This is a genomic window from Sphingobium psychrophilum, from assembly GCF_012927105.1.
Lineage (GTDB): Bacteria > Pseudomonadota > Alphaproteobacteria > Sphingomonadales > Sphingomonadaceae > Sphingobium > Sphingobium psychrophilum.
Genome location: NZ_JABBFV010000006.1, coordinates 22,117 through 34,106 on the forward strand (window position 1 = coordinate 22,117; position 11,990 = coordinate 34,106).

At 64.7% G+C, this 11,990-nt stretch carries 11 protein-coding genes; 5 read left to right on the plus strand and 6 right to left on the minus strand.

Features of this window, described 5'->3' with window-relative positions:
• Positions 1 to 83: 83 nt before the first annotated feature.
• Positions 84 to 1,118 carry a hypothetical protein gene (locus HHL08_RS09790; protein WP_169572709.1) on the plus strand — a complete coding sequence of 345 codons (1,035 nt, stop codon included), beginning with the start codon at positions 84 to 86 and terminating at the stop codon, positions 1,116 to 1,118.
• A 94-nt stretch (positions 1,119 to 1,212) separates the two neighbouring features.
• On the opposite strand, the gene HHL08_RS09795 is transcribed toward HHL08_RS09790, so the two are convergent.
• A complete protein-coding gene (locus HHL08_RS09795) occupies positions 1,213 to 4,203 on the minus strand; it encodes a TonB-dependent receptor domain-containing protein (protein ID WP_169572710.1) in 2,991 nt (996 codons plus the stop codon).
• 396 nt (positions 4,204 to 4,599) lie between these two features.
• Here HHL08_RS09795 and HHL08_RS09800 point away from each other — a divergent pair, with 396 nt between their 5' ends.
• Positions 4,600 to 5,160: a hypothetical protein gene (locus HHL08_RS09800; RefSeq protein WP_169572712.1), complete on the plus strand. Its 561-nt coding sequence runs from the start codon at positions 4,600 to 4,602 to the stop codon at positions 5,158 to 5,160.
• Positions 5,161 to 5,163: 3 nt separating this feature from the next.
• On the opposite strand, the gene HHL08_RS09805 is transcribed toward HHL08_RS09800, so the two are convergent.
• The 3 genes from HHL08_RS09805 to xseA are packed head-to-tail and all read right to left on the minus strand — an operon-like array spanning position 5,164 to position 7,741.
• Positions 5,164 to 6,015: a M23 family metallopeptidase gene (locus tag HHL08_RS09805; RefSeq protein WP_169572722.1), complete on the minus strand. Its 852-nt coding sequence runs from the start codon at positions 6,013 to 6,015 to the stop codon at positions 5,164 to 5,166.
• A complete protein-coding gene (locus HHL08_RS09810) occupies positions 6,012 to 6,224 on the minus strand; it encodes a DUF2093 domain-containing protein (protein ID WP_169572724.1) in 213 nt (70 codons plus the stop codon). Before HHL08_RS09810 ends, HHL08_RS09805 begins: the two co-directional genes overlap by 4 nt.
• Before the next feature lie 23 nt (positions 6,225 to 6,247).
• Positions 6,248 to 7,741, minus strand: a complete 1,494-nt coding sequence (gene xseA / locus HHL08_RS09815) for an exodeoxyribonuclease VII large subunit (RefSeq protein WP_169573196.1) — start codon at positions 7,739 to 7,741, stop codon at positions 6,248 to 6,250.
• A 7-nt stretch (positions 7,742 to 7,748) separates the two neighbouring features.
• Here xseA and purD point away from each other — a divergent pair, with 7 nt between their 5' ends.
• Positions 7,749 to 9,026 (plus strand): phosphoribosylamine--glycine ligase, encoded by a 1,278-nt coding sequence (gene purD / locus HHL08_RS09820; RefSeq protein WP_169572726.1) that lies wholly within the window; start codon positions 7,749 to 7,751, stop codon positions 9,024 to 9,026.
• Positions 9,027 to 9,097: 71 nt separating this feature from the next.
• Positions 9,098 to 9,709 (plus strand): hypothetical protein, encoded by a 612-nt coding sequence (locus HHL08_RS09825; RefSeq protein WP_169572728.1) that lies wholly within the window; start codon positions 9,098 to 9,100, stop codon positions 9,707 to 9,709.
• 34 nt (positions 9,710 to 9,743) lie between these two features.
• On the opposite strand, the gene HHL08_RS09830 is transcribed toward HHL08_RS09825, so the two are convergent.
• Positions 9,744 to 10,700 (minus strand): acyltransferase family protein, encoded by a 957-nt coding sequence (locus HHL08_RS09830; RefSeq protein ID WP_169572730.1) that lies wholly within the window; start codon positions 10,698 to 10,700, stop codon positions 9,744 to 9,746.
• Positions 10,701 to 10,888: 188 nt separating this feature from the next.
• On the opposite strand from HHL08_RS09830, the gene HHL08_RS09835 reads away from it, so the two are divergent.
• Positions 10,889 to 11,551, plus strand: a complete 663-nt coding sequence (locus HHL08_RS09835; protein ID WP_169572732.1) for a GDSL-type esterase/lipase family protein — start codon at positions 10,889 to 10,891, stop codon at positions 11,549 to 11,551.
• 25 nt (positions 11,552 to 11,576) lie between these two features.
• Here HHL08_RS09835 and HHL08_RS09840 read toward each other — a convergent pair whose 3' ends face one another.
• Entirely contained in the window at positions 11,577 to 11,837 is a 261-nt protein-coding gene (locus tag HHL08_RS09840; RefSeq protein ID WP_169572734.1) for a hypothetical protein, read from the minus strand.
• Between the last annotated feature and the right edge of the window lie 153 nt (positions 11,838 to 11,990).

Here is an 11,990-nt window from a genome sequence, read left to right on the forward strand (position 1 = left end):
GCTATCACAAGCGGATGCGCTGGCAAGTGGGCTAAAGTCCCCACGCCTTGTTCGCCGCCCAAACCCGTGCGAAAGCTGGAGCCATGACCTTCACCCCTCTGCCGATCCGCGACGTTATGGGCAGTGCCGAATGGCTCGCCCACCGCTATGATCCGGGCCATGATGCTTTTCACATGCGCCGCGTCGCGCGGGCGCGCCACGCCGCGCTGCCCTTCCTGACCGACCAGCATCTGGGCGAGGCGGATGCCCCGCTGGTGCTGCGCCGCGCCGATGCGATGGCGCAGGCGCCGGCCCCTGCGCCCATCCATTTCATTTTTCATTCGGCCTATTGTTGCTCGACCCTGCTCGCCGCCGCCTTCGACCATCCGGGTGTCGCGATGGGGCTGAAGGAGCCGGTGCTGCTCAACGACCTGATTGGCTGGCGGCACCGCGGCGCGAAAGGGCCGGACGTCGCGCGGGTTCTGGACGAGGGGCTGCGCCTGCTCGCGCGGCCCTTCGCGCCGGACGAGGCGGTGGTGGTGAAGCCCTCCAACATCGTCAATCCGCTGATCCCGGCGATCCTGGCGCTACGGCCCCAGGCGTGCGCGCTGCTGCTCCATGCCCCGCTCGACGCCTATCTCGCCTCGATCGCGCGCAAGGGCATGTGGGGACGGCTGTGGGTGCGCGACCTGTTTGGCAAGCTGCTGCGTGAAGGGATGCTGGCCCCGTTGGGGATCGCGCCCGACGAGTATCTGGGCCTCACCGACATCCAGGTCGCGGCCGCCGGCTGGCTGGCGCAGCAACGGCAGTTTCAGGATATCGCCCTGAAGCTGGGCGATCGGGTGGCAACGCTCGACAGCGACATGCTGGTCGCCCGCCCGGCGGACAGTCTTGCGGCGCTCGCCCGGCTGTTCGGCCTGGCGCTGGACGCCAGCGCGATCGCGGGCATCGTCAACGGACCGATCTTCGCCCGCAACGCCAAGGATGGCGGCGATTTCGCGCCCGGCCAGCGCGCGCAGGACGCACGGCGCGGCCTGGAACTCCATGGCGAGGAGGTGGAGAAGGTCGCACACTGGGCGCGGGCGCTGGCGGACAAGGGCGGTATTGCGATGACCTTGCCCAATCCGTTGCTGGGCTGATCATCCGCTTCGGCGGTCTTGCTGCTCGCTCTGGCATAAAGAAAGGGGCCGGTGTCGCCACCGGCCCCTCCTTTTTCATGCCTGATCGAAAGGATCAGAAGCGGAACTTCACCGAAGCGGCATAGCGGCGGCCCAGCGCGTCGTAGGTCGACGGATAGACGTTGCCGCTGTTGTAGGAGGTCGAACCGATGGTCGAACCCACAACCTTGGGCTTGTTGTTCAGCGCGTTCTGCATCGTCAGGGTCAACGTCAGGTTGTCCGTGATGTGGAACCGGCCGGTCAGGTCGAAATAATGTTCGGCCGGAATCTTGCGGAATTCCGGGTCGATCATGCAGCCGTCTGGATCAGCACCTTCTGGATCGGTGCAGCCTGCGCCAACCGCAGCGGCCAGATCGTCGTCATAGGCGGCGGGCTCATAGCTTACGCCGTCGATGTAGCGCCACAGCAGCGACACGTCGAAGTCCTTGAATGCCAGCGTGCTGCGCTGCGAGAACTGCCATTCGGGCTGAATGGAGGCGCAGTTGACCGAGTAGAAGCCGGTGCATTCGCGGTTCAGCGACGATGGCGACGCCTGGAACTTCGAGCTGCCCGTCCAGTTGCCGTTCAGGCTGAGCGACAGCTTGGCGAAGCCGATGTCACGATCATAGTTGAGCGTGAGGTCGACGCCGTCGGTCTTGAGCGTGCCAAGGTTCGACAGGCCCAGGAACAGGCCCCCCGTGGTGGTCGATTCGCCGAACAGGTTACCCGACGCAGGGTTGCGGCGGATGATCGTGCAAGCCGGATCGCTGGCGCTGGCGGCCGACAGATTGTCGAAGCAGGCGCTGATCGCGTCGCCAGGGGTCGGCGTGGTGATCGCCCCGGTGACCTTGATGTTGTAATAATCGACGGTCGCCGAGAAGCCGGGGATGAAGTCGGGCTGGAACACAGCACCGATCTTCCAGCTGTTCGACTTTTCTGGACCAACCGACAGGTTGCCGCCCGACGTGGCGTTGATCTGGCCGGCCGGATCATTCTCGATCAGGCCCAGATAATCGCCGCCGCCCTGCGCGGTGCAGACTGCGGCCAGATTGGCGTTGGTCAGCGGTGCCGATCCGGCGCACGGATCGATCGACAGGTTGGTCAGGCCGGTATTGTTGGGCGCGAACAGTTCGGCGATGTTGGGCGCACGCACGGCGCGTGCATAGTTACCGCGGATCTTGATCGCATCCACCGGGGTCCAGCTGCCGCCGACATTCCAGGTCCAGGTTTCGTAGCCCGGCGAACCGGCAGCATCGATGCTGTACTTGGAATAGCGTGCGCCACCCTGGACGGTCAGGTCCTGGAAGAATGGCTTGTCCTGCACCAGCGGCACAACGAGTTCGCCATAGGCTTCATAGACGTCATAGCCGCCTGCAATGTTCGGCGCAGCGCCGCCGGCGCCGCCCAGATCACCCGACTGCGACAGCAAATCGGATTCCTGCGAGGCCTGGTACTTGCGATATTCGCCACCGATGGCGAAGCCGACGGCGTCGCCCGCCCAGGGAGCGGTCAAGCCGAAGTCGCCGCTGATCAAGCCCTTGACCTGTGCCAGCGAGGTCTTGGTCGCGATCTGGCTGTTGGCCGTCAGATAGCTGTTCATCGAGTCGGTGATCGAACCGTCCGCGCCAAAGGCGTTGAGCGGGACGCAGCCATTGGTGTCGGTCAGGCAGGCATCGGTGCTGGTCGCCAGCAGAGCCTGGCGGACGCGGCTGTTCAGCCAGTAACCCGTCTGGGTCTGGATATTTTCCGATTCGCCATAGGCGCCCGAAACATCCCAGCTGATCGAATCGGTGATGCCGCCACGCGCGCCGAGCTTATAGTCGAAGAAGGTGGTGGTGAATTCCGAAACGCGCGGCCCCAATTCGGTCGCACGACGCGAGAAGGTCGTGGTGAACTGGCGATAGTTCGGGTCCGACGTGCTGGTGGCGGCGGCGGCCGCGCTGCACTGGGCAACGGTCAGCGACTGGATGCCGGCGAGGCCTGCATTGAAGTCGTTGTTGGCGCAGAAAGCGGTGCGCTGGGCGGCGGTCAGATAGGGATTGCTGACCGGAACCTGGACGCTGAGGCCGAAAGAGCCCGACGGCGCGATGATCGTGTTGACCGTGTTCTTCGAGAAGATGCCACGGCTGTAGACTTCGACCGCGTCGCTGATCTCATATTTGGCCGAACCGAACATGTTGAACCGTTCGAACGGCGTCTGGAAGATGTTGTACGGGTTGAAGTTGAAGGCGTCGAACGCGCTGGTCGGGCGGAAGGCGGTGCCGTCTGCGGTGACCTGGCGGGTGCCGAGCGCGCCCAGCGAGAAGCGCGACGGGGTCGCCGTGCCCGAACCGCCGATTGCGCCGCTGTAGGAATCGATATTGTCGACCGAGAAGTCGCGGCCGCCCTGATAGACCGGGTCCGACTGCTGGTAGCCGATCGCGAACACCACGTTGCCGCGGCCGTCGTCGAAATTGGCACCCATGGTCACGTCGGCGCGGACGTAGTTGCCGTCGCCTTCATCGGTGATCTGGTTCGAGAAATTCGCTTCCAGGCCCGAGAAGTCGGACTTGGTCACGAAGTTGACGACGCCCGAAATCGCGTCCGCACCATAGGTGGTCGATGCGCCGCCGGTCAGCACGTCGACGCGCTCGACCAGAGCGACGGGGACGTTGTTAAGGTCGAAACGGCCGTTCAGTTCGGCGGGGACCATACGGTCGCCGTCGAGCAGGACGAGGTTGCGGTTGGAACCCAGGCCGCGCAGGTTGACGAACGAAGCGCCGCCATTGCCGTTGTTGACGGCCGAACCGATGCTGGGGACGATGCCCGGAATTTCACGCAGAATATCTTCTGCGGTGTTGTTCTGCTTCAGTTCGATCTGGTCTGCGGTCGTCGTCAGCACAGGGTTCGACTGCGCCAGGTTCGGATTCTTGATCAGCGATCCGGTGACGATGATGGTGTCACCCGCTTCGGCTTCCGCCGCCTGCGGTGCGTCCTGTGCGAACGCAGCCGTCGCGATCAGCGACGCGCCCAGAATCGCCGGTGCGGCGCTGGCACGCAATAGTGCCCTCTTCGAAAATGTTTTCACGGTCCAGTCCCTTGCTCTGGAGTTTGGCAGATAGCCTGCCACAGATGTGGCCCGTACAGAGGGATATGGTGCCCGACAGCGATCCCCCCATATGGATGGCCGCGAAACTGCGCGGGGTTCAGGGCGCTGTAAAGCGGTGGAAAAGGGCGATGACCGCTTTTGGAGGCGGCTGTATCATAAATGCAACAAGCATCCACACGCTCTGTTTTACGCCTGTATTGCAAGATAATTACGCGAAGTTACAACAGGATGTAGCAATCATGCATCATGGTGCAGTGCAACCTACCGATTGTGGCGCTGTCCGGTGCGCGGATCTGGCGGGACTGTCATATTGACGACATCTTTTACGGGTGCATGCTAATGGGCATCAGACGGTTCGGACAAGGAAGAGCGGATATGAATGGCAAGCGCGACGGGATTCTGGTGCTATCCCTATGCCTTCTGGCCGGGCCGCTCGTCATCGGTCAGGCGCAGGCCGCGCCCAAGCAGCAGCCCCGGCCGGAAATCTTCACCAACCTGCTCCAATGCCGCACCCTAACGGATAATGCCGCGCGCCTGGCCTGTTTCGACCAGCAGGTCGGCGCGATGGACGCGGCCGCCCAGCGTGACGAGGTGGTGGTGCTCGACAAGAGCGAACTCAACAAAACGCGCAAGACGCTGTTCGGCTTCTCCTTCCCCAAACTGCCTTTCCTGGGCGGTGGTGACGATGAGGCCGGCGACAAGCCGCAGGCAGAAGGCGTCACCCATATCGACGCCACGATCGCGTCGGTCCGCAGCCTGGGCTATGGCAAGTGGCAGATCGGCCTGGAGGACGGCGCCCAATGGATGACGACCGAGGCGATGACCGCGCGCGATCCCAAGCCGGGCCAGAAGATCGAGTTGAAGCGGGCCGCCATGGGCAGCTTCATGGGTAAGGTGGAGGGCGGCCGGGCCGTGCGAATGAAGCGGGTGAGCTGACCCTTACAGCCCGTTCGGCATAGGCCCGGCGACCAGCATCGGGTCGATCCGCGCCTCATTCCATTTCATCCCCCAATGGAGATGCGGCCCCGTCGCGCGCCCGGTTGCGCCGACCGCGCCGATGCGTTGCCCTTGTGCCACAGGGTCGCCAACCTTCACGTCGATTCGCGACAGATGCAGGAAGGCGCTGTTGAGGCCATGGCCATGGTCGATCATCAGCAAATGCCCCTCCAGCGTGAAGGACTTGTCCGCGGCGGCCAGGATCACCACGCCATCGGCCGGCGCCACCACCGGCACGCCGGTCGCACCCGCCACATCGACGCCGCCATGATAGGCGCCGGGCGTCCCCTGATAGACGCGCTGCGACCCGAACAGCCCCGATATCCGCCCGATCCGCGGCCAGATGAAGCGCTGCCGCCACCCTTGCGCGTCCGTCACCGTCTCGCGGGCAGCGGCGATCGCCTCCAGTTCCGGCTTGCGCAGCGCCAGAAAGGCTTCGGTGCTCTTGGTCGGCCGCATGGGCGCGTCGATCCGCTCGATCCGCCAGGCGCGGGGGGCGACGGTCAGCGTGCGTTCGATCGTGCGCGCACTGGGCAACCGGGCAACCAGGCGCGCGGTCGGCGCGGCATCGCGGTCGAACGCGATCAGGAAACGCCCGTCGGCGTCCACTGGCACGAGTTGCGCGTCCAGCTTGAGCGCCACCGTCCCGGCGGGCGCCGTGCCGACCAGTGTGCCACCCTGCGTCGCTGCGCCGGTCAGCTGAAAATCGGTCCGCGTCTCCAGGGGACGAGCGCCGGGCTGCGCGACCGCCGCGCCGGCGCAGGCCAGCAGCAGCGTTAGGCCGATCCGCCTCATCGCGGCCCAAGCGCCTTCAATTCCGCCTGCACCGACGCCTCGGCGTTGGCATAGGGTTCCTGCCGCGCGATGCTCCAATAGCGCAGATCCTCCAGCGCGATCTTCCGCCCGGTCACAGCGCACAGGACATGGTCGCCTGCCTGCAACACGCGGAAACTATAGGGCATATAATGGAGCCGGGCGATCCGGTCGCGGTTGGACATCAACATGGGTCAGGCCTTTCTTCGCCGCTTCAGGAAAACAGATCCTGCTGCGGCGTGTCGTCCGCCTCGCGCGTCTTGCGCACCGGCCGCGATGACGAAGATATAGCGTCCGGCGGGCGCTTCTCAAGCGGGGGCGCATCGCCAATGGCGGCGTCTACCGTGCCATCCTTGAAATGCAGTGTCACCCGGCCCGCCGCCTGCGCCGCCGCCACCGATTGCACCAGCCGCCCCTGCGCCATCACCCGCGCATAGCCTTTTTGCAGCGGCCGATCGGGATCGAGCGAGGCGAAATGGCGCGATACCCGGTCGAAGGCGATGGCGCGATCGGACAAGGCGCGTTGCAGATAGTCGGGGCGCAGCTTCAGCCGGTCGAGCCGTTCGCCCGCACGCTGGACATGCTGACGCAGCAGGGCGGGTCGCAACGCGCCGCCTGCTTCGTTCAAGTGCGCGCGCGCCACCACGAGCCGGTGGCTCAAACCGCGATTGAGCCGCGCGCTGGCGTCATCCAGCCGCTGCCGCTGGGGGCTGAGCAGCATGTCGGGCGTCGGCATCAGCCGCGCCTGCATCTCCAGCCTTTCTCTTGCCTGCGCCGCACCGCGCCGGACCGCGCGCCCGGCGCGCAGGCCCATCTCGGTCAATCCCGCCAGCAATTCTGCCCGCACCGGCACCGCCATTTCGGCGGCAGCGGTGGGCGTGGGCGCGCGCCGGTCGGCGGCATAGTCGCACAGCGTCGTATCCGTTTCATGCCCCACCGCCGATATGATCGGGATGGTGCAGTCGGCCACCGCCCGCACCACGATCTCCTCGTTGAAGCTCCACAGATCCTCGATCGACCCGCCGCCGCGCGCGACGATCACCAAATCCGGGCGCGGCACCGGCCCGCTGCCGTCCATCGCCGAAAAGCCCCGCACGGCGCGCGCCACCTGCTCGGCCGCGCCCTGCCCCTGCACCAGCACCGGCCAGACCAGCACATTGGTCGGGCAACGATCGGCCAGCCGATGCAATATGTCGCGGATCACCGCCCCGGTCGGCGACGTCACGACGCCGATGGTGCGCGGCAGGAAGGGCAGGGGCTTCTTGCGTTCGACCGCAAACAGCCCTTCGCCCGCCAGTTTCGCCTTCAGCTTCTCCAGCAGCGCCATCAGCGCGCCTTCGCCCGCCAACTCCATCCGCTCGATCACGATCTGATATTTCGACCGCCCCGGATAAGTGGTCAGCTTGCCTGTCGCGATCACCTCGACGCCATCCTGCGGCGAAAAGGCCAGCCGCTGCGCGCCACCCTTCCACATCACCCCGTCCAGCACGGCGCTCTCATCCTTCAGCGCCAGATAGAGGTGCCCCGACGCCGCTCGCTTGAAACCGGAAATCTCGCCGCGCAGGCGGACATGGCCGAACCGGTCCTCGACCGTGCGCTTGAGCATCCCCGACAATTCGCTGACGCTGAGCGGCGGTGCGTTGTCCCCTGCGCGTTCCTCCGCTAACAGGCGGCCCGAACTGTCATAGGCATCGAAATCCGGGGACATGGGCGACATGAACATCCTTTTGCTTGGCGGCGGCGGCCGCGAACATGCGCTGGCGTGGAAGCTGGCGCAATCGCCCCGGCTCGATACGCTCTACGCCGCGCCGGGCAATCCGGGCATAGCCGAGCATGCCACTTTGGTCGACCTCGACGCGACGGATCATCGCACCGTCCTCGATTTCTGCACCCGCCATTCGATCGGTCTGGTGGTGATCGGGCCGGAAGCGCCGCTGGTCGATGGCCTGGCCGACAATCTGCGCACTATGGGCGTGCCGGTATTTGGTCCCAACAAGAAGGCCGCGCAACTGGAAGGGTCGAAGGGCTTTACCAAGGATCTGTGCCAGCGCGCGAACATCCCTACCGCCGCCTATGTCCGCGTCACGAGCAAGGACGGCGCGGTCGCCGCGCTGGACGATTTCACTTTGCCGGTGGTCATCAAGGCCGACGGGCTGGCCGCGGGCAAGGGCGTCATCATCGCGGAAACGCGCGACGAGGCGATCGACGCGCTCGACACCATGTTCTCCGGCGCGTTTGGCGCAGCGGGCGAAGAAGTGGTGCTGGAAGAATTTATGACCGGCGAAGAAGCCAGCTTCTTTGCGCTCACCGATGGCGTCGCGATCCTGCCCTTCGGCTCGGCCCAGGACCATAAGCGCGTCGGCGACGGCGATACCGGCCCCAATACCGGCGGCATGGGTGCCTACAGCCCGGCCCGCGTGCTGACGTCGGAACTGGAGGCTCAGGTGATGGAAACCATCATCCGCCCGACCGTCGAGACGATGGCGGCCGAAGCCATGCCGTATTCGGGCGTCCTCTATGCCGGGCTGATGCTGACGGCGGACGGCCCCAAGCTGATCGAATATAATGCCCGCTTCGGCGACCCCGAATGTCAGGTGCTGATGACCCGTTTCGACGGCGATCTTATCGACCTGCTGCTCGCCGTGGCGCAAGGGACGCTGGCCGATCAGGGGCCGGTCCAACTGGCGGATCGCACCGCGCTCACGATCGTCATTGCGGCCAACGGCTATCCCGGCACGCCCGACAAGGGCGGCGCGATCGGTGGGATCGTGGCCGCGGAGCAGGGCGGGGCGAAGATTTTCCATGCCGGCACCGCCGAAAAAAATGGCGCGCTGGTCGCCAATGGCGGGCGCGTCCTCAACGTCACGGCAACTGCGGATACGGTCGGCGCGGCGCAGGCTGCGGCTTATGCTGCGGTGGACGCGCTCGATTTCCCGACCGGCTTCTGCCGTCGTGACATCGGCTGGCGAGAAGTCGCGCGCGAAGCGCAATAGGCCATGCTCTTGCGGCGGGTGGCAAAGCGTCCTTAAATAGCGTCAGGATTTGGCAGGGGAGACGGAGCGCGATGCAGGAATTCTTCATGGACTATGGACTGTGGCTGCTAGTCGCATTGCTGGTCGTCATCGCGCTGGTCTTCCTGCTGTCGGGCAAGCGCAAGGCGGAAGAACCGGTCGAACCGTCCGTTCCGGTCGCCGCGCCACCCTCGGTGCCGACGCCCACGGCACCTACCCCATTTGTCGATCCGATCATCGCGGCGCCAGTTGCTGTGGCGCCGGTCGTGGTGGAGCCTGTTGCGCCGGTGGAGCCGATCGCGCCCGTCGAACCCGTCGCCCCGGTCGTGCCCATCGAACCGATGCCCGCGCCGGAACCCATGCCGGAACCCGCCCCCGCGCGCGAGCCGATCCCCGCCTCGCCGGCCATTGCGGCGATCGCGGATGAGGATGACGACCTGCTGCGCCTCAAGGGCGTCGGTCCCAAACTCAAGAGTTTGCTAATCGAACTCGGCGTCACCCGCTATGCCCAGATCGCCGCCTGGGGTGATGTGGACATCGCCGCGATCGACGCGAAGCTCGGTAATTTCAAAGGCCGCCCGGTGCGCGACCATTGGGTCGACCAGGCGAAATATCTCGCCGCCGGCGATATTGCCGGCTTCGAAGCGAAATATGGCAAGCTCTGACCTCATCTGAAATGGGCAGCCCGCCCTGATTCCATCAGGCCGGCTGTGGTGCCGCGCCCGGCGCAACGCCGACCGGTCGCGGCGACGGCGCGCTGCCAAGCAAGCGGCGGATCAGCGCGCCGGGCGCGAGCATGCGGCTGACGAGCAGCAGGATCAGGATCGAGAGCGCCAGCGTCGCCGTCGCGCTCGCGCCGCTTGCCAGCGCCGCCCCCATCACCAGCGGGTGCCAGAGGTAGAAGAACAGGCTGTCCCGGCCGACGCGATTGAGCGGGGCGAAGGACAGGCGCAGTGCCGACAATCTGGGCAGCAGCGCTATCAGGCCCAGGCACATCATCAGCCGCGCCGGAACATAGGCCAGCCCGTTTCCGCTGCCCTGCAGGCCCGCCCACCAGGTCAGGCCCAATGCCATGATCAGCAACGCGACGCCCAGATAGCGGGTCGGCAACCCCTTTTCCGCCATCAGCATGCCAAAGAAGAAATAGACCGGAAAGCGCAAGAAACGGCTGTCGGGCGACAGCAGGCTGATCCCGACCGGCCCATGATCCAGGCCAAAGCCATACATGGTCGCCAAGCTGATCGGCGCACCGATCGCCAGCAGCAACAGCGGCGGCAAGGGAAGGAGGCGGGTCATCAGGATCAGGAAGAAGAGGACCGGCACATACCAGAGATGGAAGGGCGGACGTAGCACCAGGTCCAGCGGGGCGGTCCACGACACGGGCCAGCCGCTCACCAGCAGATAGATGATCAACGCGACCAGCCAGGGCAGCAACATACGTTCGCCATAGCGGCCCAGCAGAACGCCAGTCTGTTCGGTGCGGGTGCGGGTGACGTTCAGCAGATAGCCCGATATGCCGATCATCAACGGCATGCGGAACCCTGCGCCGATCCACAGCACCGGATGTTGCTGATGGGCAAGCTCCATGGCATGCCCGGCCATCACCAAAAGGATCAAGACCCCCTTGAGAAGGTCGATCGACGGATTTTTGCCCACGCTGATAAACCCCCGGCCCCGCGCGATTCTGCATCCTGTGTGCTTGCAAACGCTTTAAAATATGTGGTGAACGGATATTGTACGGGATCATTGCGGATGTTTTCGTCCCGAAAAACCGCCATCATGCTCGCCATCTGAAGGTCGTTCTATTGCAAAGCATCGATTCCTCGCCTCTCGCCAAGCTGCTCATGGCGCTGCTCGTCTTCGCCATGATCATCGTGGGATGGCGGCTTTATGGGCGCTATCGCGAATCCACGGCCAGCCTTCCCGACAGCATGTCCGTCGCTGGCAATTGCACGCTATGGTTCGTGGGCAGTTCGTCGATCCATCGCTGGACCAGCCTTGATCGGGACATGACGCCTTGGGCGGTGGAAAATCGCGGCATCAATGGCGCCATGTTGACCGATATCCTGCCGCGCTTCACCAATATCAAGGCCAAGGAGGGGCGCCCACGCGCGCTGATTCTCTACGTCGGCGAAAATGACATCGCCAATGATGTGCCGGTACGCACGGTGATGCGCCAACTCGCCAGCCTGTTCGATCTGCGCGACCGGCTCTTGCCCGATGTCCCCGTATTGCTGCTGTCGGCGAAACCCAGTCCGGGGCGCTTGGGGTTTTTGGGCGAACAAAGGATATTCAACGCTGCGGCGCAGCAATTCCTGCTCCACATGCGCGCGGCCCATTATGCCGATATCACAACCCCACTTTTCGTCGGTGGCGCAATGGGCGACAATTATCAGCCCGATGGGGTGCATATGAATGCGCGTGGCTATCGCATCTGGGCCGAAGTGGTGCGTAAGCGGCTGCGCGATATCCTGCCCCCCGACGTGACGCGCGCTTGCGCGCCATGACGCCGGGGACAGGACAAGTGGTGCATCAGCGCTGGGCCAGCTGCACCGATGCCTTGCGGGTGATGGTCAGGCCGGCCTGCGCCCATTGCGCCTTCGAGCGGCAGCGAATCGTGGGAGCCAGCGATCCGCTCAGCGTTTCGCGGAAGCAATAGCGGTCGTTCTTCTGGTCATAGGTCACCTTGGCCTTGCCGAAGCTGCCCTGCGACTGGGCGAAGGCGGGGGTGCTGGCGGCCGAAACGGCAATGGCGGCGACGACGATAGCGGCGGTGAAAGCGATGGTCTTCATGAGGATTGTCCTTCCCTGAACATGTGGTTGGCGATCCTTGCTGGATCATGCCAACGACATTGCAGGGGGCGTGCCAATTTCCAAAAATGGCAGGGAAACGCCGGTTTTTTCACCAATTCTAGAAATCACCTAATGGATTTTCACCAGTAATTG